The organism is Ramlibacter tataouinensis, assembly GCF_027941915.1.
Classification (GTDB): Bacteria; Pseudomonadota; Gammaproteobacteria; order Burkholderiales; family Burkholderiaceae_C; genus Ramlibacter; species Ramlibacter tataouinensis_C.
The window spans coordinates 3,664,915-3,685,491 of sequence record NZ_CP116009.1 but is presented as its reverse complement, the minus strand read 5'-3'; the positions used below and the strand labels follow the sequence as shown (position 1 = coordinate 3,685,491).

Sequence of the window (20,577 nt, the reverse complement as noted above, 5' to 3'; positions counted from 1 at the left end):
GGGAATTGATGAGGCCTACGCCACGGCCGGCCAGCCGCGCCGGATGGAGCGCTGGACCATGGCGAAGGCACGGCGCAGGAACACCGGGTTGCCGCGCACGTAGCGCTGCCACAGCCGGCGCGGCTCGCGGCCGAGGCGATAGGCCCATTCCAGGCCGCTGCGGCGCATCCAGCGCGGGGCCCGCGTGACCTTGCCGCCGAGGAAGTCGAGGATGGCACCGCCGCACACGATCAGGCAGGGGCCGCCCAGCGCGCCGCGCAACGCCAGCGCGACCTCCTCCTGCCGCGGCATGCCCATGCCCAGCACGATCACGCGCGGGCGGCACTGCGCGGCCAGCCGGATGTAGTCGTCCAGCGGCAGGAAGCCGTTCAGCGCCACGCAGGGGCTCGCGGGCGAGAGCCGCTCGCGCACCACCTGCTGCGCCCGCGCCAGCCAGGGCTCGCTGGTGCCGAACAAGGCGATGCCCAGGCCGTTGGCGCGCGCCAGCAGCCGCGGGATCAGGTCGGTGCCGTTCAGGTTCTGGCCCGGCGGTTGGTTCAGCAGCTGCATCAGCAGCGACACGCCGATGCCGTCGCGCACCACCAGGTCGGCCGACATCAGCGACTGGTAGAACGGCTCGGACTCGGCCGCCATGTTCATGGCATGCGCGTTGACGAAGGCCAGCACGCGCGCCTCGCCCGGCCGCAGCAGCCAGTCCAGCAGCTGCTCCTCGCCGCCCGGGCTGTGGATCCGGGCCATCGAGCGCACGAGCTGGTACCAGCGCATCTGCCAGTCCCGCGTGGGGGACGGCAGCGCCGTGGCCATCAGACGGCTCCTGCCCCGTTGAGGACGGCGCCCACCACCGTGACGCCGAACTCGCGCAGGTCTTCCGACAGCTTGATCACGCGCGGCATGGAGCTGCGGTCACGGCAGGTCACCATCAGCGCCGCGCCGGCGCGGGCGGCCACGGTTTCGGCGTCGGCCCAGGAGCCGGCGGCCGGCGTGTCGACCAGGATCACCTCGTACATGCCGCGCAGCGACTGCACCAGCCGCTGGAACTGCGGCCGCGACAGCAGCTCCTGCGGGTTGGGCGGCAGCACGCCGGCCGGCAGCACCGTCAGGCCGGGCAGCGGCTTGATGTCGCACATCACCTCGGCCCCGGCGCGGCCGGCCAGCAGTGCCGACAGGCCGATCTTGCCGGGCAGGCCGAAGATGCGGTGCTGGCGCGGCCGCCGCAGGTCGGCGTCGATCACCAGCGTGCGCTTGCCCATCTGGGCGAACAGCACGGCCAGGTTGGCGGTGATGTAGCTGCGGCCCTCGCCGTGGCCGGGGCTGACGATGGCCAGCGCCGACTGGTGCTGCACCTCGTTGTCGAACCAGCGCAGCGTGAGCTGGGCGCGCAGGCTGCGCAGGTGCTCCACCGCCGGGCTGTCGGGCTCGTAGGCGGCGACCAGGTCCTTGCCCAGGCCGGCATCCGGCGAGATGGTGGCGTGGCCGAACTGCAGAGCCAGCGCATGGCGCACGTCCTCGTCGGTCAGCAGCCCCATCGAGATGCCGGCTTCGCCGAACGGCAGGCCGACCTTCATCTGGTAGTCGTGGATGCGCTCGGCCTCGTCGTGGGTCAGGCGGCCGGCGTCGACCAGCAGGTGCCCGATGGGCAGGGCCGGGTCGCGCCCGGGCGGGCCCACGAGGTCGAGCTCGCGGTGCAGCGGCAGGATCTGGCTGTTCATGCGAGGCTCCCCTGGTAGGCCAGCGCCGGTCGCGTGGGCGCCTGCGCCAGTCGTTTGAGCGACTCGCGGCCGTCGTGGGCCGGCACGGTCGCCAGGATCGGCAGGTGGGTGGCGATGGCCAGGTCGTCGACCGAGCGCACGCGGCGATTGAGCAGCTCCACCAGCACCGCGCCGGCGATCGCCAGCAGCGCGCCGGCGAAGGCGGCCAGCGCCAGCGCCAGCCGGGCGCTGGGGCCGGTGGGCTTGAGCGGCTCCACCGCGGTGGCCAGGCGCTGGATGTTGGTCTGGTTGGTCAGGGCCTGCAGCTTGGACTGCGAGGCGCGCTCGCTGACCTGCTCGTAGGCGCGCTGGGCGGCGTCGAGGTCGCGCCGCAGCACGTTGAGCTCGTCGCGGTAGCGGTTGAACTGCATCACCCGGCCTCGCTGCGCATTGACTGCGGCCTGCAGTTCCTTCTCGCGGGCGCGGCCCACCTGGTAGGCGGTGTCGACGGCGCTGCCGATGCTGGAGGTCTCGGTGCGCAGGCGCGCGCGCATGGCGTTGAGCTCGTCCTGCATGCGCACCATCTGCGGATGCCGCGCGCCCAGGTTGGCGCTGGCCTCCTGCACGCGTGCCTCCTGGCGGGCGATGTCGGCCTTGAGCGTGTTGATCAGCGGGCTGTTCATCGCCTCGGAGATGCTGGCGGCCGAGGCGGCGCGCTTGTTGGCGACGTCGGTGAGCTGCCCCTGCACCAGCGTGAGCTGGGACGACAGCTCGTTCAGGCGCTGGGTCTCCATGTCGACGCCGTCGGCGCTGATCACGCCGGTGCGCTGCTGGTAGGCGGTGAGCGCGCCCTGCGCCTGCTCGAGCCGGTCGCGCGCGAACTTCAGCTGCTCCTCGAACCAGGTGGAGTACTTCTTGGCCGGGTCGGTCTTGATGTCCAGCGCCGTGTCCAGGTAGGCCTGCGAGAACGCATTGGCCACTTTGGCCGCCTCGGCCGGGTTGGGCGCGGTGTAGGAGATGTTGATGATGTTGCTCTCGCGCGCCGGCTTGACCTCCAGGTCGGCCTGCAGCTCGCCGGCCAGCCAGGACTTCAGCGTGCCGCTGCCGCCGGCGCTGCGCCAGGCCTCGGTCGACTTCGGGTCCTTCTCCAGGCCCAGCGCCTCGACCACCTGCTCGGCCACGCGGGTGCTGCGCACGATGTCCATCTGGGTGGCCATGTAGGCCTGCGGCACGATGCTCTGGTAGTTGGGCTGGGCCAGCGGGTCGTTGGCGCGCAGGTCCACCAGGATGGGCGCGTGCGCGGTGTAGTTCTTCGGCCGCAGCATCACCCAGGCCAGGGCCAGGGCGATGGTGGTCACGAAGATCATGAAGGCCATCGTGCGGCGGGCACGCAGGATGGACAGGAATTGGTAGAGGTTCATGGGCGGGCCTTCCTTCGTTCCGGCGGCGGGGTCAGAACAGGCTCTCGCGCACGTAGATCACGTCGTTGGGCAGCACCGGGTCGCTGAGCTTGGCGTCGCCCTCGACCTGCTTGCCGTCCGGCCCGGTGCGCGACAGGCGCAGCCGGTTGAGGCTGCCGCGCGGGGTCGGGCCGCCGCCCTGGGCCACCGCCTGCTGCACGGTCATGCCGCGCTCGATGCGGTAGGGGCCGGGGCGCTGGGCCTCGCCGTAGATGTAGTAGACCGGCGCCTTGGCCACGTACAGGGTGTCGCCGCCCTGCACCTGGATGTCGTCCTGGCCGCGCTGGTTGAGGAACAGGGCCGGGATGTCGATCACCTTGCGGAACGGCTGGCCGCTGCGCGTGCCGGTGACGATCAGGGTGTCGTCGCCCATCGGGGTGACGCCCCCGGCGGCGGCGAGCAGGTCGCTCACCCGGGTGTTGGTGGTCTCGAGCGGAAAGCGCCCGGGCTTTTGCACCTGCCCGAGCACCGCCACCTGGTTGCCGCGCACCTGCAGCAGCACGATGTTGACCTGCGGCTGCTTGAGGAACTGGCCGTTCTTGAGCGCCGAGGCGATCTTGTTCTCGGCCTGGGAGATGGTGGAGCCGCCGAGGTTGACGGACCCCACCAGCGGGTAGTTGATGGTGCCCTGCTCGGACACGCGTGCCTCGATCGACAGGTCCGGGTTCTGGTAGACCTGCACCCGGATCTGGTCGCCCGGGCCGAGCCGGTAGTCGGCGCTCGGGGCCCCCTTGCTGGCGGCGGCCCCGGTGTCGCTGCCGCCGGTTGCGGCGGCGGCCGGCGCGGCCGCCCCACGGGGGGACGGCCCGGCGGCCTGGGCCGCCAGCGCCATCCCGGCTGCCAGCAGCAGCCCGCCCAGGTTTCGGAACACGCTTTTCATCGTTTCTCTCCCTTGCAATAAGCCTGCGGTTGCCCGCGCGGCGCGTCAGATCGTCAGCTTGGCCGTCAATCCGATCACGTTGGCGCGGTAGTTGAAGATGGGCAGCGACGACGAGCGGCGCTCGTGGCGGTATTGCGCGCCCAGGGTGACGGAGCGGCGCACCGCCCACTCGACCCCCAGCGCGCCGACGTTGAACTTGTCGCGGCGGCCGGCATCGGCGCTGCCGGTCACGTCCTCCCAGCGGCGGGTCTCGTGCTCGTAGCGCAGGTTCACCGAGATCAGCTCGGTCGGGCGCCAGACCGGGCCGACGTACCAGCGGTCGCTGGACAGGTGGCCGCCGGTGCCGAACAGGTAGCTGCCCAGGTCGCGCGCGTAGCCGGCGGCCAGGCTGGTCTTGGCGGTGATGCCCCAGTTGACGCCGAGCGAGCCGACCACGCCGCTGAAGTCGCGCGTCGGCGCACCCGAGTGCTCGCGGTCCAGGTGGGCCAGGCGCGCATCGACCGAGGTCTTGGGCGAGACCGCCCAGCGCACGGTCGCCTCGATCTCGTTGTCGTCGAAGTCGGCGGCCACCGGCGAGTTCATGTACTCGCCGTTGCCGCGGCGAAAGCGCAGCGCCACGCTGGAGCCGGTGGCCGGCTCGTAGCCCACGCCCACGCGCACGCTGCTCTGGCTCAGGCTGCCGTCCCAGGCGGTCGGGTCACTGCTGCGGGTGGCGTTGTGCTGCAGGCCGCCCAGCACGCGCCAGGAGGCGCCCAGCTTGTAGCCGGCCTCGAACAGCTCGTTGCGCTCGGTGCGGCGGTTGATGCCCGCGATCACGCCGTTGGAGGTGACGTCGCGGAACTGGCGGCGGTCGGCGCTGAGGATGCCCTCGAGCCGCTCGCCGGCCTGCCACTGCCACGCCGCCGAGTAGTTGAGCGTGTTGTAGTCGGTGCCGATCTTGTCGAAGTTGTAGTGGTTGACCTCGGCATCCACCACGAACTGCTGTCGGCTCACGCGCTTCTGGAAGCGCAGGCCCAGGCCCAGCCCGGTGATGGTGTCGGAGATCTCGCCGCCGTTGGTGCGCAGCACGTTGTTGTCGCGCTCGACGCCCGCGGTGGCGCGGAACTGGAAGCCCTCGCGCTGGTCGGCGCCGGAGGACACCGGCGAGTACGGTTGCGAGATGGCCTGCGCGGGCGACATCGGCACCGCCATGGGCACGGCCATGGACTGCCCCATCGGGGTGCCCATGGACTGCCCCGCCGGCTGGGCCGCCGACTCGCCCAGGCCGCCTGGGGACTGCAGGGTGGTTTGAGCGTGCAGCGCCATCGGGAGCAGGCAGGCGGCTGCCGCCACGGCTGTCATCACGGGCCGGATGGAAGGTTTCTTCATTGGTGTTCTCTCACAAGAACGCCCGGCGACGCACACACTGGCTCATGCTCGGCATGGTCGCGCACAGGCTCACGGGCGGACAATGGCTCATTGGTGCTAGTGCTCAATAAGCCGCGCCATCCTTGAACACCAGGCGGATGGTCCTCAGGATGATGTAGAGGTCCAACCGCAGTGACCAGTTTCGCAGATAGTCGAGATCGCAGCGAATGCGCGCTTCCATCTTTTGCAGCGAGTCGGTCTCGCCGCGACAGCCATTGACCTGGGCCCAACCCGTGATTCCGGGTTTGACCTTATGGCGGATCATGTAGCTCTTGATCAGAGGCCGGTAGAACTCGTTGTGCGCCACGGCATGCGGGCGCGGCCCGACGATGCTCATGCGCCCCTGCAGCACGTTGAGGAACTGCGGCAACTCATCCATGGAGGTGCGGCGCAGCAAGCGACCGAGCGGGGTGACGCGGGCGTCGTCGCGGCGCGCCTGGGTGACCACGGCGCCGTCCTCGGCCACCGTCATCGAGCGGAACTTGTAGACGATGATCTCCTGGCCCCACAGCCCGTAGCGGCGCTGGCGGAACATCACGGGCCCCGGCGACGTCAGCTTGATCGCCGCGGCGATCGCCAGCATCAGCGGCGAAACCAGTAGCAGGATTGCAACAGCGAGCACGATGTCGCTGGCCCGCTTGACCACCGCGTTGGGTCCGCGGAAGGGGGTCTCGCACACCGAGATCACCGGCATGCCGCAGATCGAGTCGGTGCGGCCCTGCACCAGGTCGGTCACGAACATGTCCGGCACGAAGTAGACCGAGGCCGTGGTGTCCTTCAGCGCGTCCAGCAGCAGCTTGATGCGCGGCTGCGACGCCATCGGCAGCGACAGGTACACCAGCTGCACGTTGTGGTGCTTGACGTACTCGGCGATCTCCTGGATGCGCCCCAGCATCCGGTGGCGCCCGCGCCCGTGGATGCGGTCGGGCGTGCGGTCGTCGAAGAAGCCGAGCAGCTCCACCCCGGTGTAGTGCGCCATCGACAGCCGGTCGGCCAGCGAGCCGCCCTGCTCGTTCATGCCCACCACCACCGCGCGCAGGGGCGGCCCCTGCAGCCGGATCAGGTGCGGGGCGGCCGCGCGCAGGGCCCAGTGGGCCGCCAGCTGCGAGGCCGGCGCCAGCCACAGCCAGTTCAGCACCACTTCGCGCGAGAAGCTCGCCAGGGCGTCGATCGCGTAGCCGGTGGCCAGCAGCAGGCCGCAGGTCCAGGCCCAGGCCAGCACCGTGTCGGCCACCACCCGGGCGGCCGACGCGCGCAGTTGCGGCCGCCCGGGATAGACCAGCGCGAACGACACGATCGACAGGCCCACCCAGCGCGGCGCCAGCGCGCCTTCGAAGAACAGCACCAGCGCCCACAGCGACAGCACGGTGGCCAGCGGCTCGACGAAGGCCTCGAACGCGCGCAGCAGGCGGCTGTGGCTGAAGACGGCCGACCCCGGCAGGGCCGGCGCGGGCGGCGGCGGTGCGGTGGCGGGCGGTGCCCCGGAAGCCGCGGCGGCCCCGAGGACGCGCTCTGCTTCAGGCATACGCGGCCATCCGGGTGAGGCGGGCCACGGCCTGGGCGCGGTTGGTCACGTCCAGCTTGCTGAAGATGCTCTTCATGTGGTTCTTCACCGTGAACTCGCTGATGCGCAGGATGCAGCCGATCTCCGGGTTGGTCTTGCCCATCGCGACCCAGACCATGATCTGGCGTTCGCGCTCGGACAGCTGGCCCAGGCGCACCACCAGGTGCTCGACCTGGCTGCGCTCGGCGCCGGGCTGGCGCATCGGGGCCGGCGGCATGCGGCGCAGCGAGGAATCGACGAAGGGCACCAGCAGCTTGAGCGCGGCGGCACCGGCGGGCTGCGCCGGCTCGCTGCTCAGGGCCGCGAAGATGCGTTCGCCGCCCAGGCGCGAGTCGCCCACGCCGTGCACCAGCGCCGAGTGCATGCCCGGCGTGCCGGGGGCCGGCGCCCAGCCCTGCCCCGCCTCGCCGAGGAGCGGGCCGCAGCCGGAGATGTCGAGCTCGCACGGCTGCGACTGGGCGGCCACCCAGCAGTCGCGGAAGTAGTTGACCAGCGGCGCGATGCGCGAGGCCGGGCACAGGTGGGTGCGCAGGCCCGGCAGGCTGGAGACGATGTCGTACTGCAGGTCGCCGGCGCGGAAGTCGCCCCAGCCCACCAGCAGGATGTCGTGCGGCAGCCATTTCTGCACGTCCCCCTGCAGCCAGCGCCAGAGGTCCGCGTGGGTGCGCAGCTGCGCACCCTGGCCGGCAATCTTGAGGAACTCGACCGGATCGACGTCCGGAACGGCTGGCGTGGTGATCATGAGGCTCTCCCGTCGTTGGTCCGGGCGGCGCAGGCCGCCGACATGAACCGAAACACTTTTCGGCGCGCGCAGGCGTCAGCAAGCGTGTCTTCGCATTGCGCTGCGAAACCAGGTGTGAAGCCCGTTGCCCCTGTGCCACGGTCGGCTTGACAGGGGGTTTCCGACATGAAAGAGGGCGACTTCACGGACTGGTTCACGCTTCGTATTCCGCAGCCGTGATGGTGTGAAAAATGGACATGCACACCGGGTAGGCTCCACCCGCCCCTTGCTGTCGTCACCGGCGCATCGGTGTGTCGGGGGAATTCGACACAACCGGTATGTAACCGTGCCTGGCGGACCGCTACCAGGTGCAGCGGCCAGAGAGGAAGTGTTCGGAAAGGCCGGCGCGGGATTGGGAGTGCCGAAGCGTTGGAGCGGACGGCCGCCTTCCGGCCGGGCGCTCAGAAGCGCGGCAGGTCGTCCAGCCGGCGGCCGTCGCGCTCGTCGGCGAGCACCAGCGCTTCGGTACCGCCGGGCAGCACGTCGACCTTGACCTCGGGGCCGGGTTGCAGGCCGCCCTCGTCGTCGGGGAACAGGCTGATCACGGTGTCGCCCTCGACCAGGCGGTCGACCACCTCGGACACGCGCGTGGGCGCCGGCCGCAGGTCCCAGCGGGCGCTGGCCGAGTCGATCAGGCCCATCATGGCCTCGACGACCTGCGTCCCCGCATAGCGCAGCGCGGTGATGCCGTAGGTGGCTTTCTCTGCCATGGCGACATTCTGTGAACGGCGGCGCCCCGGGTCATCGGCGGAGGGCGCTACCGGTCGTCAGCGGCTGCCTACGGGAGAGGTTGCGGCGGTGCTGCAGGACGCCGCCGGGCCGCGGAAGGCGCCAGGCGGGAACCCCTAACATCGCCGCATGCCCCAGCACAGCCCGCCGTCCCTGAGCCGCGCCCATGCCCGGCGGCTGCGCGACGTCTATCGCTCGGCCGGCTGGCCCTGCCAGGACACGCTGGAGATCGAGCTGCTGGCGGCCGGCCTGCTGCACCGGGTGCTGGCGCCGTCCGGCCACGAGTCGCTGCGCGTCACCGCCGCCGGGCTGCAACTGATGGCCGATGTGCTGGCCGGCAACCGCGCGCGGCTGTCGGCGCACGAGGCGCTGGTCGAGCGAGTGGCGCGCGAGATGGGCCGCGCCGGCCGCCTGGCCTGGCGCGGGCTGTCCTTGCGCGCGCAGGTGCCCGCGGCCGGTGACGGGTCCGAGGCGCGCTGGTGCATGGCCCGGCCGGACGTCTTCTCGATCCGCAACACCTCGGTCGCCGAGTACGTCGAGCCGGTGGTGCACGAGGTCAAGGTGCGCCGCGCCGACCTGTTGTCCGACCTGCGCCAGCAGGACAAGCGCGCGGCCTACCTGGACCTGGGCGAGTGCTGGTACGTGCTGGGATGCGATGCCCGCGGGCGCTGCATCGCGGCGCCGGAGGAAATCCCCGAGAGCTGCGGCGTGCTGGTGGCCGAGGGCGAGCGGCTGGTGGTGGCGCGGGCGGCGCCGCGGGCGCGACGCAGTGCCTTGCCGTTCGGCGTCTGGATGGCACTGGCGAAGGCAACGCCGGCCACCGGGCTGGACGAGGAAGTTCAGGGGCTGCTGGCCTGAGCGCCGCGCCGCGCCGCGGGGCGCCTACTCCATCGGATGCTCCGAATGCCCGTCGTCGGGCTCCGGCTTGTGGTGCTTCTCCGGGTCCTTCGGCTGCCGGCTGTGCACCGGCTCCGGATTGGTGGGCTTGGGCGGCTCCGTGTTGGCCGGGACCGGCGGTTCCGGATCGGTCGGCTTCGGGGGCGCCGTGGGCTGCGCGGCGGGAACGGGGTGGCTGCCGCTCATGAACGATCGGCGTCCACCTCGGTGTGGCGCGCGGCTTCCTCCGGATCCTCGTTCGACGGGGTCGGGATGTCTTCCTCGACCGAGAATTCCGGCTCCTCGGCTTCCAGGCGCGGGATGCCCGTGGGATTGGCGGTGCTCATCGTGGGGTCCTTGTTTCGGATCGGAAGCGGTCGATGCCTGGCTTCTGGCCCCGGGGGGTGGATCGAAGCGGCATCAGGGTTTGGGGGGCTTGCCGACCGGCTCGCCCGGCTCGGGCGGCGGCTCGATCGGCCCGAACTCGGGCTCCACCGGCAGGCGCGTCGGATTGGGCGTGCCCGCTTCGGTGCCGGGTTCGTCGGACTCTTCGGGTTCGACCGGGTGGGTGGCCATGCCGGCGCCTGTCAGAAGTCGCTCTTGGACCAGGGCGCCGGATGGGGCAGCTCGGCCGGGTCGGCCAGCGATTCGCCGGGCTGCGCCTGCGGCTGGGCGGCCGGCGGCGAGAAACCGTCGCCGAGCTGGGGCGGCGCCGGCTCGCCGTCCGCGCCCGGTCCGGGCACGCGTTCCGGCGCTGGCTTCGAAGCGGGTTTCTCGCTGGCAGTCATGCTTGCAGGCCCGCCCGGGCGATGGCCCAACGCCGTCGGCATGCGCCGACCGTCAGGCGCTCTCCTTTTCCTTTTCGTGCTCGCCGGGCTCGCGCGTGGCCTCGGCGGCCAGCGTGCGGCTGGGGTCGTGCGTGAACGGCAGCTGCGGCAGGCCGACCAGCACCTGCAGATGGGCATGGGCGCGGTCCATGTCGGCGCCGATCATGGCCAGCGCGACCTCGTGCCCAGGCTCGTTGCGGGCGATCTCCAGGTAGGCGGCGCGCAGCCGGTTGTAGTCTTCCTCGGCGCGCGCGACCTCATGCTGGGCCGCCAGCATCTTGGCGTATTCGGCACGGCTGTATCGCATGGCCCCATGCTAGGCACGGACGAGCGCCGGCCCTGTAGGACAAAGCTGCTTGCGGGCGCAGTCCCTTGCTGGGTTCGCCGCTGCGGCTCAGCGGCTGGCGCCGGCGCCCAGCCGCACGCTGCCGTCGGGTTGCGGCACCGCGATCGGCGCGACCTCCACCGTGGTCACGCCCTCCTCCGGCTCCAGCCCGATCCGCCGCGCGGTGGCCGGCGACAGGTCGACGATGCGGCCTTCGACGAACGGCCCCCGGTCCTGGATGGTGACGACCGCCCGCTGGCCCGTGTCCAGGTTGGTGACCGTGGCGGTGGTGCCCAGCGGCAGCGTCCGGCTGGCCGCGTTGTCGCCGTGCGGGTCCATCGGCGTGCCGTCGGCCATCGGGCGGCCGGCGAACTTGCGCGCATAGAACGAAGCCTCGCCCACCTGCTTGCGGCCGGAATGGTCGAGGCGGGCCGCGCGCGCGCCGTCGCCGCGGGCCGCGCCGCCGGCCGAGGCGGCACCGCCCGCCAGCAGCAGGCCGATCGACAGCAGGAGGACAGCGGGAGAAGCCATGGCAGTCACGCGGCGCCGGCGCGGCCGGCTCTGCGGGCTACTCTCGCTCGATCGGGGTCCGCTCCAGGTCGGGCCGGACCGCCGCCCGGCGTAGGAACAACCGGCTCGGCCGCGTCGCATGGCCCCGCTGCGGCGGCCTGCCTGGCGGGTTCTTGAAAAACCGCCCGCGCGCCGCTATGTCGGCGCTGCGCGGCCTCCGCCGCGCGGTTCACCTGACAGACTTCAAAGGAGCGCAGCGATGTTGCACGCATCATTCAGACCTGCCGCGGACGTCTTCGGGGAGCTCAACCGATTGCAGAGCCTCCTCGACCAGGTCTTCCGTCCCATGGACCGGACCAGCATCCGATCGCTGGCCGGGGCGGCCTTCCCGGTGATCAACGTGGGCACCACGCCCGAATCGGTGGAGATCATGGCCCTCGCACCCGGGCTGGACCCGGCGACGCTGCAGGTCACGGCCGACCGCGGCCTGCTGGTCATCGCCGGCGAGCGTCCCGATGCGGTACCCCGCGACGAGGGCTCGAGCGTCTATGCGCGCGAGCGCTTCACCGGCCCGTTCCGGCGCGTGGTCAACCTGCCGCAGGAGGCCGACCCCGCGAAGATCGAAGCCAGCTACCGCGACGGCATCCTGCGCATCACGGTGGCCAAGCGCGAGTCGTCCCGGCCGCGCCGCATCGAAGTTCAGTGAAGGAGGCTGCGATGAGCAACGACATGCAAACCACCCCGCGCCGCGAGGTCGGCGCTTCCGCCACGCCGGAGAGCAACAGGCAGTCGTACGCCGTGCCGCCCGTGGACGTGTTCGAGGACGACGCAGGGATCACCCTGCTGGCCGACCTGCCGGGCGTCAGCCGCGAGCGGCTCGGGGTGCGCGTGGACGGCGACAGCCTGGTGATCGAAGGCACCGCCGAAGTGCCGGCGCCGGCCGAGATCGACATGGTGTACGGCGAGGCGCGGCTGGCCGCGTACCGGCGCGAGTTCACCTTGAGCCGGGAACTGGACGCCTCGCGCATCGAGGCCCAGCTCAAGGACGGCGTGCTGCGCCTGACGATCCCGAAGTCGGAAGAGGCAAAGCCCCGCCGCGTCGAGGTGCGCGCGGGCTGAGCCGCCGCCGCCGCGCCCGCTGCTGCCATGCACGGATGGCCGGCCGATGCCGTCATCCATGCGCGCGCCGGCGCGGCGGCGGTTTCAACGCGCCTGCCGCAGGAAGCGCCGGACGTTGTCGGCATCGGGGCCGATCGATTCGACCGCGTGCTGCAGTTCCTGTTCGCTGCAGCCGAGCCAGCGCATCCAGTTGCGCCGCTCCCATTCGTCCTCGAGGCTCACCAGCAACTCGTTCGCGCAGGGGGCATCGGCGTCGTCGGGCATCGAAGTACTCCATTCACTCGATGCCACCACCTTAGGCAGGCCGGGCAGTGCCGGCATCGGATGCGGTTGCGGCCGGCGGTGCGAGACCGCCGGCACCGGCTGTAGGAGCATGGATGGGGCGCTTGCGGGCCTGCTTCCTGGGGCGCACCTTCAGCCGCCGCCGGGGCGGCCCGACCACCACAGCCAACCGGCCCAGCCCACCGCTGCCCAGATGGCGACGACCAGGGCCGCACCGAGGACGCTGCGCGGCCGGGCCCCGCGCTCGTGCAGCCACTCGTCGCTTCGCGTCCGGCATTCCTGCATCACGTCGGCGGGGATCAGGCGCAGGGCAACCCACATCAGCGCCGGCAGCAGCAGGACGTCGTCGACGTAGCCCAGCACCGGGATGAAGTCGGGCACCAGGTCGATCGGGCTGAGGGCGTAGGCCACCACGAACACGCACAGGGCCTTGGCGGCCAGCGGCGTGCGCGGATGCCGCGAGGCGAACCAGAGCGCCACGGCATCGCGCTTGATGCCGCGGGCCCATGCGCGCAGGCGGCCGGGCAGGCTGGGCGTCATCGGGCCTGCGGCCCCGCCCCGTCGTACGCGCGTTGCAGCAGCGCCCGCAAGGCGCCGCGCTCCAGCGGACGCGGATTGGGATACGGCGTCTGCACCGCCAGCTCCGCCACGCGGTCGAGGCCGCTTTCCGGCATGCCGAGCTCGCGCAGGGAGGTCGGCGCGCCGGTGGCCTGCTGCAGCCGGAAGATCGCCTCGGGCGCGTTGCCGGGGGCGCCCAGCGCGCCGGCGATGCGCGCCAGGGCCTGCGGCGCGTGCGAGGCGTTGTAGGCCAGCGTGTGCGGCAGCATCACGGTGTGGGTCTCGGCGTGCGGCAGGTCGAAGCTGCCGCCCAGGGTATGGCACAGCTTGTGGTGCAGGCCCATGACCACCGAGCCGAGCACCGTGCCGCACAGCCAGGCGCCGTACAGGGCGTCGGCGCGGGCCGGGCGGCGCTCGTCGTCGGTGCCGTTCGCCAGCAACGGCAGCGCGGCCGCCGTGGCGCGGATGCCCTCCTGCGCCATCAGGTCCATGACCGGATTGCCGTCGGCCGCATACAGCCCCTCGGCCGCGTGCGCGATCGCGTTGAAGCCGCTGGTGACGGCCAGCGCCGCCGGCAGGCTGGCGAGCAGGTCGGGGTCGTAGATCACGCAGCGCGGCAGCACGCGTGCATCGCGGCCGGTCTTCTTCAACCCGCCCTCGGTGATGCCGTGGATCGGCGTCATCTCGCTGCCGGCGTAGGTGGTCGGGATGGCCAGGATGGGCAGCCCCGACGCCAGCGCGATGGCCTTGGCCAGCCCGATCGTGGAGCCGCCGCCGACGGCGATGGCAAGATCGGCGCCGGCCTGCCGGGCCAGCGCGCGGGCCTGGCGCGCAACTTCGATCGGCACGTGCATGGCCGCGCCATCGAACACCCCTGCCGCCCGCGGCCCGAGGCGGGCCGCCAGGGCCTCGGCCGTGGCGCGCTGCTGCGGCCCGCACAGCACCAGCGCGCGGCTGGCGCCCAGCGCCTGCACCTCGCGCTCCAGGTGCTGCAGGCTGCCGGCGCCGAAGACGACGCGGCCCGGCCGCCCCTCCCAGGTGAAGTCGCGCTCGCTCCGCATCACGCGGCCCCGCCGGCGGGGTTGAGCACGAAGTCGTAGGCCAGCGTGTAGTAGCCGCCCTCGTGCGGGTGCTGCGCATCCGCTTCGTGCCGCTGCCAGTCGGCCACCAGGCTCTGGCGCACGCCGAACACCGCATCGGAATCGAGGTAGGCATCGCCGTCGCGGAACACGTGGGTGATCAGCCGCTCGTAGCCGGGCGCCGCGATCATGAAGTGCAGGTGCGCCGGCCGCCACGGATGGCGGCCCAGTGCCTGCAGCATCCGGCCCACCGGCCCGTCGTGCGGGATCGGGTAGCAGTGGGCGAGGATGGAGCGGAAGTGGAACCGGCCCTGCGCGTCGCTGCGCAGCTGCGCGCGGGCGCGATGCGTGTGCGCGCCGGCGGCGTCGGGCTGCTGCACGTCGTAGAAGCCCTGCTCGTCGGATTGCCAGACGTCGATCACCGCGTCGGCGACGGCCTCGCCGCCGATGCCGCGCACCTGGCCGCTGACGTAGCAGGGCGTGCCCTGCGCGCCGTTGGCGATGTCGGCGCCGTTGTCCATGCGCGGCGCCCCCTCGACGAAGAACGGGCCGAACACGGTCGCCTCGGTGCAACCGGCGGGCTTGGCGTTGTTCTGCGCGGTGACCAGCGTGGACAGCCCGAGCACGTCGGACAGCAGGATGAACTCCTGGCGCCGGTCGTCGGTGATGTGGCCGGCCTGGGTCAGGAAGCGGATGCCGGCCTCCCACTCCTGTTCGGTCAGCTGGGTCTCGCGCGCGAAGTCGTGCAGGTGCCGCACCAGCGAATCCATGATGGCCTTCAGGCGCGGGCTGGGGCAATCGGCCATCGCGGCGAGGACGGCGGGCGTGATGGTGTTCTCGTCGATGTTTCGCATGGAGCTGGGCAGATAAACTGGGCCGGGCCGGCCCCTTCGCACTCGCGCGTTGCGCTGGATCTCCGCTTCGCGGGATGACGGATCGATCAGTCTATCCCTGGCCCGACGCATGCAGCACGAATTCACCACCGATGTCCTGGTCGCCGGCGGCGGCCCTTGCGGCCTGATGCTGGCCAACGAGCTGGGGCGGCGCGGCGTGCGCTGCCTGCTGGTGGACCCCAAGCCCGGCACCGCCTTCAACCCGCAGGCCAATGCGACCCAGGCGCGGACCATGGAGCACTTCCGGCGGCTGGGCTTCGCGCAGGAGATCCGCTTCCTCGGCCTGCCGGCCGACCACCCGACCGACATCGCCTACTTCACCCGCTACGCCGGCCACGAGCTGGCGCGCCTGGCGCTGCCCACCGCGCGCGAAGCCGTGAGCCGGATCCGGTCGATGGCCGGCTCCTGGAGCGCGGCCGAGCTGCCGCACCGCATCTCGCAGAAGTACGTCGAGGCCGTGCTGCTGCGCCACGCGAAGGAGTGGCCGTCGTGCGACATCCGCTACCAGTGGCGGCTGGAAGACTTCGAGGACACCGGCGAGGGCGTGCGGGCCACGATCCGGCCGGTGGCCGGCGGCGACGGGGCGGGCGTCACGGTGAGTGCCCGCTACCTGGTGGGCGCCGACGGCGCGCGCAGCAGCATCCGCCGCCGGCTCGGCATCGAATGGACCGGCATGACCGGCGTGCAGCGCGACTTCATGGGCGGCAAGATGTTCGCCGTGTACCTGCGCGCGCCCGAGCTGCAACGGCAGATGCCGCACCCCCCGGCCTGGATGCACGTGACCGTCAACCACGAGCGGCGCGCCTTCATGGCCGCCGTCGACGGCGTGGCCGAGTACGCCTTCCACGCCGCGGTGCACCCGCACGAGAACGCCGACGACTGGACCGAGGCCGATGCGCGCCGCGTCTTCGCGCAGGCGTTCGGCAGGGACATCGCCATCGAGGTGCTGTCGGTCGGCACCTGGGTGGCCGGGCATTCGCTGGTGGCCGACCGGTTCCGCCAGGGCCGCGTGTTCATCGGCGGCGATGCGGCCCACCTGTTCACGCCCACCGGTGGCCTGGGCTACAACACCGCGGTCGAGGACGCGGTGAACCTGGGCTGGAAGCTGGCCCATGTGCTGCGCGGCCAGGCCGGCGAAGCCCTGCTGGACAGCTACGGGCCCGAGCGCCAGCCGGCGGCGCAGCGCAACACCGGCTATGCCCGTCGCTTCGCCGATTCGGTGGGACTGTTCGCCGCCTCGCCCGAGCTGGAAGCCGAAGGCCCGCGCGGCGACGCTGCCCGCGCCGCAGCTGCGGAGCACCTGAACGCGCACGCCCGGCTGGAGTTCAACATCCCCGGCGTGACCTTCGGCACCCGCTACGACGGCTCGCCGGCCATCGTGCCCGACGGCAGCACGCCGCCGCCGGACGAGCCCAATGCCTACACGCCCAGCGCCTGCCCGGGCGGGCGGGCGCCGCACGCGTGGCTTGACGACGGCCGCTCGCTGTACGACACGTTCAACTTCGAATGGACGCTGCTGGCGCTCGGCACCGATGCGCCGGACACCCGCGCGTTCGAACGGGCGGCGGCCGCGCGCGGGATGGACCTGCGGGTGGTGCGCCACGCGCAGCCGCAATTGCGGGAGCTGTACCAGGCTCCGCTGGCGCTGATCCGGCCCGACCAGATCGTGGCCTGGCGCGGGCACGACGGCGCGGCCGCCGACGCCGTGCTCGCCCGTGTCAGCGGGTCAGAACCGGTCGCCCCGCGGTAGGTAGCGCCACTGGCCCGGCGGCAGGCCGGCCATGGGCACGCGGCCGATGCGGATGCGCTTGAGCGAAGTGAGCTTCAGGCCCACCTGCTCGCACATCCAGGGCACCCATTGCGGGGCGATGCCCTTGACGGCAAAGCGCAGGCGCGTCTCGCTCTGCCAGCTCACGCTGGCTGGCGGCAACGGCTGGCCGTCCCGCACCAGGCCGCGGCACAGCCGCTCCAGGCCGCCGGGTGCCAGGGTGCCGGCCACTTCGGCCACCAGCTCCTGCTCGATGAGGCCGGCCTCCTCCTGCAGCTTGCGCACGATGCGCCCGTCCTGGCTGAAGACCGACAGCCCGCTGGCCTGCGGCGGCAGCGCCAGCAGGGCCACCAGCCCGACCCCATGGCTCTTGACCCGCCGGATGCCGGACGAGTCCCCGGTCCAGTGGGCGGGCGCGCCCAGCAAGGCCCTCGCCTGCTCGGTCGCCATGCCCGCAGGCTTGTGCACCAGCAGGGTCGCGGGCTCCGGAGGCTGCAGCCGGGCCTGCGGATCGACTTCGACGCGCTGCCCATCCGCGACGCGGAACTGAGGCTCTTCCACCCGCTGGCCGTCCACCCGCACCCAGCCTTCGGCGATGTACTGCTCGGCTTCGCGGCGCGAGCAGGGCACCCGGGCCGCGACCACCTTGGAAAGACGCTGCGGCTCCTCAGACATGCGACCTCGACACCTGGAAGTACCTCCGGATCGCCTCGGGCACGGCCTTGCGCTGGCTTCGCTGCAGCTTCACCAGCAGGTCGTGCGGGGCGTCCTCGACATCGTAGTCGCGCCGGATGTCCCCCTGGATCCGGGACAGCAGCGCCGCGGCGACCTCGGCATCGGCCATCGCCCGGTGGGCCCGCCCCGCGAAAGGGAGGGCGTGGAAGGATGCCAGGGCACCGAGCCGGTAGCTGCCGGCCTGGGGATAGAGGCGTCGCGACAGCAGCATGGTGCAGGCGAATGAAGGCTCCGTGCTCGCCTGCCCACCCAGCCGGCCCAGTTCCGCGGCCCAGAAGCGCTGGTCGAACGACGCGTTGTGCGCCACCAGCGGCGCACCCTGCACGAAACTTGCCGCCTGCGCCATGACTTCGGCGGCCGGCGGTGCGGCCCGGATCATCTCGTTGCTGATGCCTGTGTAGTTCTCGATGAAGGGGGAGATCCGCACCCCCGCGTTCATCAGCGACTGGAACCGTCCGACGACCTTCGTTCCCTCCAGCAGCACGATCGCGATTTCGGTCGCCCGGTCGCCCATGGCTGGCGACAAGCCGGTGGTCTCGAAGTCGATGACGGCCATGCGGTTCATCCGCCCTCCCAATACATGAGGTTGGGATGCTAGCCGGTCACCGCGGCTCGCCGGCGGCATCGCCGGCGCCGCCGCCAGGGTGCATGCTCCGCCCATGCAACTCGATTACCTGCTGTTCGACTTCACCGACGAGGAAAGCGGCTCCGGCAGCTTCGACGCCATGGCCTGGGTGCTGCCCGAGCGGGTACCCGCCTTGCTCGGCGAAATCGAGGCCGTGCTGGGCTGGGGCCACCAGGCGTTCGGGCCCCCGGACGCAGCGGTAGACGCCGGCTCGTGGGACTTCGACCTGCAGGGGGCGAGCGAAACGGATGATCCGCTCGGCGTGACCTATGACGCGGCCTCCGGGCGCGTGATCCTGCTCCCCAGCGGTAGCGGCGGCGGCATCACGCTGGCGCTCACGGTCGGCGGTTCGCGCGACTTCTGCGAGGTGTTTCGCCAGGCCTTCACGCTGGACTGAGGGGGAGCGGTGACGCTGCCGCCGAATCCAGCCACCATGCAGCGCTCAGGGGTTTGTCACTTCCGAGGGCCCGCGAGTGTCCAAGGGCCACGAGGCAACAGGCCCGGACCCGCCGCGCCCCACCCAGCGGCCCAGGAGCAGCATCATGACGACCATGGCGATCCGCCTGCAGCGCAGCGAGGAAGTTGCACACGGCACGACGGCCTTTCATTTCGACAAGCCGGCCGGGTTCAGCTTCCGGCCGGGCCAGGCCATCGACCTGATCCTGCCGGATCCGGCCGTCGCCGGCACGGACGGCGCGCGCCATGCCTTTTCCATCGTCAGCGCGCCCCACGAAGACGAGCTGGTGGTGGCCACGCGCATGCGCGACAGCGCGTTCAAGCAGGCGCTGGCGCGCCTGCCCATCGGGGGCCAGGCCGAGATCGACGGACCCTTCGGCTCGCTGACCCTGCACAACAAGCAGGAACGGGCCGCCGTGTTCATCGCCGGCGGCATCGGCATCACGCCCTTCATGAGCATCCTGCGGCACGCCACCCGGAACGCCCTGCCCCAGCGCCTGGTCCTGCTGTATTCCAACCGGCGGCCCGAGGACAGCGCGTTCCTCACCGAACTGCAGCGGCTGGAAGGCGACAACCGCAACTTCCGGCTGGTCGCCACCATGACGCGGCTGGAAGAGTCGCGCCTGCCGTGGATGGGCAGGACCGGCCCGATCGACGAAGCCCTGCTGAAGCGGATCGCCGCGGAGCTGCCGGCTCCCGTGTACTACGTGGCCGGTCCGCCGGCCATGGTGGGCGCGCTGCGCAACACGCTGGAGCGCGCCGGGGTCGACGGCGACGACATCCGCAGCGAGGAGTTCTACGGCTATTGAAGGACGCCATCGCCATGGCCGACGGCAATCGGGAAAAGACCGCCTTCGTGCTGGCCGGAGGCGGCAGCTTCGGGGCCATCCAGGTGGGCATGCTGCGCGAGCTCGTGGCGCACGGCGTGCGGCCGGACCTGGTCGTGGGCGCCTCGGTCGGTTCCCTGAACGGCATCCATTTCTGCTGCGATCCCACGCCGGCCGGGGTGGCGCGGCTGGAGGCGATCTGGTGCGGGTTGCGGCGCAGCGACGTGTTTCCGCTGTCGCCGCGCAACCTGTTCGGCGTCTTCCGGGGCGCGGCCTCGCTCGTCGACCCGAGCGGGCTGCGCGGCCTGGTGGCGCGGCACCTGCCCCATTCGCAGCTGCAAGACACCGTGATTCCGATGCACGTCGCGGCAACCGACCTGCTCACGGGCGCATCGGTGCTGCTCTCGTGCGGCCCGGCTGCCGACGCCATTCTCGCCAGCTGCGCCATTCCCGGCGCCTTTCCGCCGGTGCGCATCGGCGACCAGTACCTGATCGACGGCGCCGTCGCCAGCAACACGCCGGTGATGGCGGCGCTGGCGCTCGGGTGCACGCGCCTGGTCGTCCTGCCCACCGGCTTTGCATGCGCGCTGAGCACGCCGCCGACGGGCGCGCTCGCGAGCGCCTTCCATGCCCTGAACCTGCTGGTGGCGCGGCAGCTGGTGCGCGACCTGGAGCAGCTGGACGGCCGCGTCGAGGTCGCGACGGTGCCGCCCCTGTGTCCGCTCGCGGTATCGGCCTACGACTTCTCCCGCGCACGCGACCTGATCGAACGCGCTGCCCAGGGCACTCGCCGCTGGCTCGAAGGCGGCGGACTTGCGCAGCAGCGCATCCCGGGTGCGCTGCGGCCACACGTGGACGAGCCGCAAGCCGGCACACCCAGTGGACAGCCGCGATCGGCAGGGCTCAGCCCTGTGCCATCGGCACCGTGAAGTGGAAGGCACTTCCCTTCCCGGCGGTACTCTCCACCCACAGCCGCCCCCCGTGCGCAGCGACGATGCCGTTGGAGATGAACAGGCCGAGCCCTGAACCGATCGTCGCGTGCTCCCTGGCCGACCAGTAGGGATCGAACAGGTGGGCCAGCGCCTCGGCCGGAATGCCCGGGCCGCTGTCGACAACCGAGAAGCGCACCGCCCCGGGCTCGCGTGCCGCCAATAGCCAATAGCCGGACGGTGTCGCCGCCCGCGCAGA

At 71.8% G+C, this 20,577-nt stretch carries 28 protein-coding genes; 7 read left to right on the top strand and 21 right to left on the bottom strand.

The features are described 5' to 3' along the window. Nucleotides 1-15: 15 nt before the first annotated feature. The 8 genes from PE066_RS17685 to PE066_RS17650 form a co-directional block, all read right to left on the bottom strand. Entirely contained in the window at nt 16-804 is a 789-nt protein-coding gene (locus PE066_RS17685) for a WecB/TagA/CpsF family glycosyltransferase (RefSeq protein WP_271233840.1), read from the bottom strand. After that, the gene (gene epsG / locus PE066_RS17680; RefSeq protein ID WP_271233839.1) at nt 804-1,709 is read right to left on the bottom strand and encodes a chain length determinant protein tyrosine kinase EpsG; all 906 of its coding nucleotides are present in this window, start codon (nt 1,707-1,709) and stop codon (nt 804-806) included. The genes PE066_RS17685 and epsG overlap by 1 nt, the downstream gene beginning before the upstream one ends. Further along, nucleotides 1,706-3,109, bottom strand: coding sequence for a chain length determinant protein EpsF (gene epsF / locus PE066_RS17675; protein ID WP_271233838.1), 1,404 nt, complete (start codon nt 3,107-3,109; stop codon nt 1,706-1,708). Before epsF ends, epsG begins: the two co-directional genes overlap by 4 nt. 31 nt (nt 3,110-3,140) lie before the next feature. After that, complete coding sequence (gene epsE / locus PE066_RS17670; RefSeq protein WP_271233837.1) at nt 3,141-4,028, bottom strand: polysaccharide export protein EpsE; 888 nt, start codon at nt 4,026-4,028, stop codon at nt 3,141-3,143. A 45-nt stretch (nt 4,029-4,073) separates the two neighbouring features. Continuing rightward, nucleotides 4,074-5,396: an XrtB/PEP-CTERM-associated polysaccharide biosynthesis outer membrane protein EpsL gene (epsL, locus tag PE066_RS17665; RefSeq protein ID WP_271233836.1), complete on the bottom strand. Its 1,323-nt coding sequence runs from the start codon at nt 5,394-5,396 to the stop codon at nt 4,074-4,076. Nucleotides 5,397-5,499: 103 nt separating this feature from the next. Beyond that, a complete protein-coding gene (locus PE066_RS17660; RefSeq protein WP_271233835.1) occupies nt 5,500-6,960 on the bottom strand; it encodes an undecaprenyl-phosphate glucose phosphotransferase in 1,461 nt (486 codons plus the stop codon). Beyond that, on the bottom strand, nt 6,953-7,741 hold the full coding sequence (epsA, locus tag PE066_RS17655; protein ID WP_271233834.1) for an XrtB/PEP-CTERM-associated transcriptional regulator EpsA: 789 nt from the start codon (nt 7,739-7,741) through the stop codon (nt 6,953-6,955). The genes PE066_RS17660 and epsA overlap by 8 nt, the downstream gene beginning before the upstream one ends. A gap of 440 nt (nt 7,742-8,181) precedes the next feature. Beyond that, the gene (locus PE066_RS17650; RefSeq protein WP_271233833.1) at nt 8,182-8,490 is read right to left on the bottom strand and encodes a hypothetical protein; all 309 of its coding nucleotides are present in this window, start codon (nt 8,488-8,490) and stop codon (nt 8,182-8,184) included. A 148-nt stretch (nt 8,491-8,638) separates the two neighbouring features. Between PE066_RS17650 and PE066_RS17645 the strand changes: the two genes are divergently transcribed. Then, nucleotides 8,639-9,367 (top strand): hypothetical protein, encoded by a 729-nt coding sequence (locus tag PE066_RS17645; RefSeq protein WP_271233832.1) that lies wholly within the window; start codon nt 8,639-8,641, stop codon nt 9,365-9,367. Between the two features lie 24 nt (nt 9,368-9,391). Here the strand turns inward: PE066_RS17645 and PE066_RS17640 are convergent, their stop codons facing one another. The 6 genes from PE066_RS17640 to PE066_RS17615 all read right to left on the bottom strand — a co-directional run bounded on the left by PE066_RS17640 (nt 9,392) and on the right by PE066_RS17615 (nt 11,068). Next, entirely contained in the window at nt 9,392-9,592 is a 201-nt protein-coding gene (locus PE066_RS17640) for a hypothetical protein (RefSeq protein WP_271233831.1), read from the bottom strand. Continuing rightward, the gene (locus PE066_RS17635; protein ID WP_271233830.1) at nt 9,589-9,732 is read right to left on the bottom strand and encodes a hypothetical protein; all 144 of its coding nucleotides are present in this window, start codon (nt 9,730-9,732) and stop codon (nt 9,589-9,591) included. Before PE066_RS17635 ends, PE066_RS17640 begins: the two co-directional genes overlap by 4 nt. Nucleotides 9,733-9,805: 73 nt before the next feature. Continuing rightward, entirely contained in the window at nt 9,806-9,961 is a 156-nt protein-coding gene (locus tag PE066_RS17630) for a stereocilin (protein WP_271233829.1), read from the bottom strand. An 11-nt stretch (nt 9,962-9,972) separates the two neighbouring features. Further along, nucleotides 9,973-10,173 carry a hypothetical protein gene (locus PE066_RS17625; protein ID WP_271233828.1) on the bottom strand — a complete coding sequence of 67 codons (201 nt, stop codon included), beginning with the start codon at nt 10,171-10,173 and terminating at the stop codon, nt 9,973-9,975. A 52-nt stretch (nt 10,174-10,225) separates the two neighbouring features. Further along, the gene (locus PE066_RS17620) at nt 10,226-10,519 is read right to left on the bottom strand and encodes a hypothetical protein (protein ID WP_271233827.1); all 294 of its coding nucleotides are present in this window, start codon (nt 10,517-10,519) and stop codon (nt 10,226-10,228) included. 87 nt (nt 10,520-10,606) lie between these two features. Next, nucleotides 10,607-11,068, bottom strand: coding sequence for a septal ring lytic transglycosylase RlpA family protein (locus PE066_RS17615; protein WP_271233826.1), 462 nt, complete (start codon nt 11,066-11,068; stop codon nt 10,607-10,609). 238 nt (nt 11,069-11,306) lie between these two features. On the opposite strand from PE066_RS17615, the gene PE066_RS17610 reads away from it, so the two are divergent. Beyond that, on the top strand, nt 11,307-11,753 hold the full coding sequence (locus tag PE066_RS17610; RefSeq protein WP_440480543.1) for an Hsp20/alpha crystallin family protein: 447 nt from the start codon (nt 11,307-11,309) through the stop codon (nt 11,751-11,753). An 11-nt stretch (nt 11,754-11,764) separates the two neighbouring features. Further along, nucleotides 11,765-12,166 (top strand): Hsp20/alpha crystallin family protein, encoded by a 402-nt coding sequence (locus PE066_RS17605; protein WP_271233824.1) that lies wholly within the window; start codon nt 11,765-11,767, stop codon nt 12,164-12,166. 84 nt (nt 12,167-12,250) lie between these two features. Here PE066_RS17605 and PE066_RS17600 read toward each other — a convergent pair whose 3' ends face one another. The 4 genes from PE066_RS17600 to PE066_RS17585 form a co-directional block, all read right to left on the bottom strand. Then, nucleotides 12,251-12,430 carry a DUF3606 domain-containing protein gene (locus PE066_RS17600; RefSeq protein ID WP_271233823.1) on the bottom strand — a complete coding sequence of 60 codons (180 nt, stop codon included), beginning with the start codon at nt 12,428-12,430 and terminating at the stop codon, nt 12,251-12,253. A 150-nt stretch (nt 12,431-12,580) separates the two neighbouring features. Continuing rightward, nucleotides 12,581-12,988 (bottom strand): YkvA family protein, encoded by a 408-nt coding sequence (locus PE066_RS17595; RefSeq protein WP_271233822.1) that lies wholly within the window; start codon nt 12,986-12,988, stop codon nt 12,581-12,583. Further along, nucleotides 12,985-14,067, bottom strand: coding sequence for a maleylacetate reductase (locus PE066_RS17590; protein ID WP_271233821.1), 1,083 nt, complete (start codon nt 14,065-14,067; stop codon nt 12,985-12,987). Before PE066_RS17590 ends, PE066_RS17595 begins: the two co-directional genes overlap by 4 nt. Beyond that, the gene (locus PE066_RS17585) at nt 14,067-14,939 is read right to left on the bottom strand and encodes an intradiol ring-cleavage dioxygenase (protein ID WP_271233820.1); all 873 of its coding nucleotides are present in this window, start codon (nt 14,937-14,939) and stop codon (nt 14,067-14,069) included. The genes PE066_RS17590 and PE066_RS17585 overlap by 1 nt, the downstream gene beginning before the upstream one ends. A gap of 109 nt (nt 14,940-15,048) precedes the next feature. Between PE066_RS17585 and PE066_RS17580 the strand changes: the two genes are divergently transcribed. Next, nucleotides 15,049-16,728, top strand: coding sequence for an FAD-dependent oxidoreductase (locus PE066_RS17580; protein ID WP_271233819.1), 1,680 nt, complete (start codon nt 15,049-15,051; stop codon nt 16,726-16,728). Here PE066_RS17580 and PE066_RS17575 read toward each other — a convergent pair. Then, nucleotides 16,705-17,421: an RNA pseudouridine synthase gene (locus PE066_RS17575; RefSeq protein ID WP_271233818.1), complete on the bottom strand. Its 717-nt coding sequence runs from the start codon at nt 17,419-17,421 to the stop codon at nt 16,705-16,707. The two genes, PE066_RS17580 and PE066_RS17575, sit on opposite strands and share 24 nt — an antisense overlap. Further along, on the bottom strand, nt 17,414-18,046 hold the full coding sequence (locus PE066_RS17570; RefSeq protein WP_271233817.1) for a 3'-5' exonuclease: 633 nt from the start codon (nt 18,044-18,046) through the stop codon (nt 17,414-17,416). The genes PE066_RS17575 and PE066_RS17570 overlap by 8 nt, the downstream gene beginning before the upstream one ends. Before the next feature lie 94 nt (nt 18,047-18,140). Here PE066_RS17570 and PE066_RS17565 point away from each other — a divergent pair, with 94 nt between their 5' ends. The 3 genes from PE066_RS17565 (at nt 18,141) to PE066_RS17555 (ending at nt 20,318) form a co-directional block, all read left to right on the top strand. Beyond that, nucleotides 18,141-18,503: a hypothetical protein gene (locus PE066_RS17565; protein WP_271233816.1), complete on the top strand. Its 363-nt coding sequence runs from the start codon at nt 18,141-18,143 to the stop codon at nt 18,501-18,503. A gap of 145 nt (nt 18,504-18,648) precedes the next feature. Next, nucleotides 18,649-19,371: an FAD-dependent oxidoreductase gene (locus tag PE066_RS17560; protein WP_271233815.1), complete on the top strand. Its 723-nt coding sequence runs from the start codon at nt 18,649-18,651 to the stop codon at nt 19,369-19,371. After that, nucleotides 19,368-20,318 (top strand): patatin-like phospholipase family protein, encoded by a 951-nt coding sequence (locus PE066_RS17555; RefSeq protein ID WP_336298437.1) that lies wholly within the window; start codon nt 19,368-19,370, stop codon nt 20,316-20,318. The genes PE066_RS17560 and PE066_RS17555 overlap by 4 nt, the downstream gene beginning before the upstream one ends. On the opposite strand, the gene PE066_RS17550 is transcribed toward PE066_RS17555, so the two are convergent. Then, nucleotides 20,293-20,517: an ATP-binding protein gene (locus tag PE066_RS17550; protein ID WP_271233814.1), complete on the bottom strand. Its 225-nt coding sequence runs from the start codon at nt 20,515-20,517 to the stop codon at nt 20,293-20,295. The genes PE066_RS17555 and PE066_RS17550 overlap by 26 nt on opposite strands. Nucleotides 20,518-20,577: the final 60 nt, after the last annotated feature.

Excerpts from the sequence above, each read along its gene's own strand:
- PE066_RS17645 (WP_271233832.1), top strand. The coding sequence starts at position 8,639 with ATGCCCCAGCACAGCCCGCCGTCCCTGAGCCGCGCCCATGCCCGGCGG.
- PE066_RS17660 (WP_271233835.1), bottom strand. The coding sequence starts at position 6,960 with ATGCCTGAAGCAGAGCGCGTCCTCGGGGCCGCCGCGGCTTCCGGGGCA.
- PE066_RS17600 (WP_271233823.1), bottom strand. The coding sequence starts at position 12,430 with ATGCCCGACGACGCCGATGCCCCCTGCGCGAACGAGTTGCTGGTGAGC.
- epsG (WP_271233839.1), bottom strand. The coding sequence starts at position 1,709 with ATGAACAGCCAGATCCTGCCGCTGCACCGCGAGCTCGACCTCGTGGGC.
- PE066_RS17560 (WP_271233815.1), top strand. The coding sequence starts at position 18,649 with ATGACGACCATGGCGATCCGCCTGCAGCGCAGCGAGGAAGTTGCACAC.
- epsF (WP_271233838.1), bottom strand. The coding sequence starts at position 3,109 with ATGAACCTCTACCAATTCCTGTCCATCCTGCGTGCCCGCCGCACGATG.
- PE066_RS17590 (WP_271233821.1), bottom strand. The coding sequence starts at position 14,067 with ATGCGGAGCGAGCGCGACTTCACCTGGGAGGGGCGGCCGGGCCGCGTC.
- epsA (WP_271233834.1), bottom strand. The coding sequence starts at position 7,741 with ATGATCACCACGCCAGCCGTTCCGGACGTCGATCCGGTCGAGTTCCTC.
- PE066_RS17625 (WP_271233828.1), bottom strand. The coding sequence starts at position 10,173 with ATGACTGCCAGCGAGAAACCCGCTTCGAAGCCAGCGCCGGAACGCGTG.
- PE066_RS17585 (WP_271233820.1), bottom strand. The coding sequence starts at position 14,939 with ATGCGAAACATCGACGAGAACACCATCACGCCCGCCGTCCTCGCCGCG.
- PE066_RS17575 (WP_271233818.1), bottom strand. The coding sequence starts at position 17,421 with ATGTCTGAGGAGCCGCAGCGTCTTTCCAAGGTGGTCGCGGCCCGGGTG.
- PE066_RS17595 (WP_271233822.1), bottom strand. The coding sequence starts at position 12,988 with ATGACGCCCAGCCTGCCCGGCCGCCTGCGCGCATGGGCCCGCGGCATC.
- PE066_RS17610 (WP_440480543.1), top strand. The coding sequence starts at position 11,307 with ATGTTGCACGCATCATTCAGACCTGCCGCGGACGTCTTCGGGGAGCTC.
- epsL (WP_271233836.1), bottom strand. The coding sequence starts at position 5,396 with ATGAAGAAACCTTCCATCCGGCCCGTGATGACAGCCGTGGCGGCAGCC.
- PE066_RS17685 (WP_271233840.1), bottom strand. The coding sequence starts at position 804 with ATGGCCACGGCGCTGCCGTCCCCCACGCGGGACTGGCAGATGCGCTGG.
- PE066_RS17565 (WP_271233816.1), top strand. The coding sequence starts at position 18,141 with ATGCAACTCGATTACCTGCTGTTCGACTTCACCGACGAGGAAAGCGGC.
- epsE (WP_271233837.1), bottom strand. The coding sequence starts at position 4,028 with ATGAAAAGCGTGTTCCGAAACCTGGGCGGGCTGCTGCTGGCAGCCGGG.
- PE066_RS17640 (WP_271233831.1), bottom strand. The coding sequence starts at position 9,592 with ATGAGCGGCAGCCACCCCGTTCCCGCCGCGCAGCCCACGGCGCCCCCG.
- PE066_RS17620 (WP_271233827.1), bottom strand. The coding sequence starts at position 10,519 with ATGCGATACAGCCGTGCCGAATACGCCAAGATGCTGGCGGCCCAGCAT.
- PE066_RS17635 (WP_271233830.1), bottom strand. The coding sequence starts at position 9,732 with ATGAGCACCGCCAATCCCACGGGCATCCCGCGCCTGGAAGCCGAGGAG.
- PE066_RS17630 (WP_271233829.1), bottom strand. The coding sequence starts at position 9,961 with ATGGCCACCCACCCGGTCGAACCCGAAGAGTCCGACGAACCCGGCACC.
- PE066_RS17650 (WP_271233833.1), bottom strand. The coding sequence starts at position 8,490 with ATGGCAGAGAAAGCCACCTACGGCATCACCGCGCTGCGCTATGCGGGG.
- PE066_RS17570 (WP_271233817.1), bottom strand. The coding sequence starts at position 18,046 with ATGAACCGCATGGCCGTCATCGACTTCGAGACCACCGGCTTGTCGCCA.
- PE066_RS17605 (WP_271233824.1), top strand. The coding sequence starts at position 11,765 with ATGAGCAACGACATGCAAACCACCCCGCGCCGCGAGGTCGGCGCTTCC.
- PE066_RS17580 (WP_271233819.1), top strand. The coding sequence starts at position 15,049 with ATGCAGCACGAATTCACCACCGATGTCCTGGTCGCCGGCGGCGGCCCT.
- PE066_RS17615 (WP_271233826.1), bottom strand. The coding sequence starts at position 11,068 with ATGGCTTCTCCCGCTGTCCTCCTGCTGTCGATCGGCCTGCTGCTGGCG.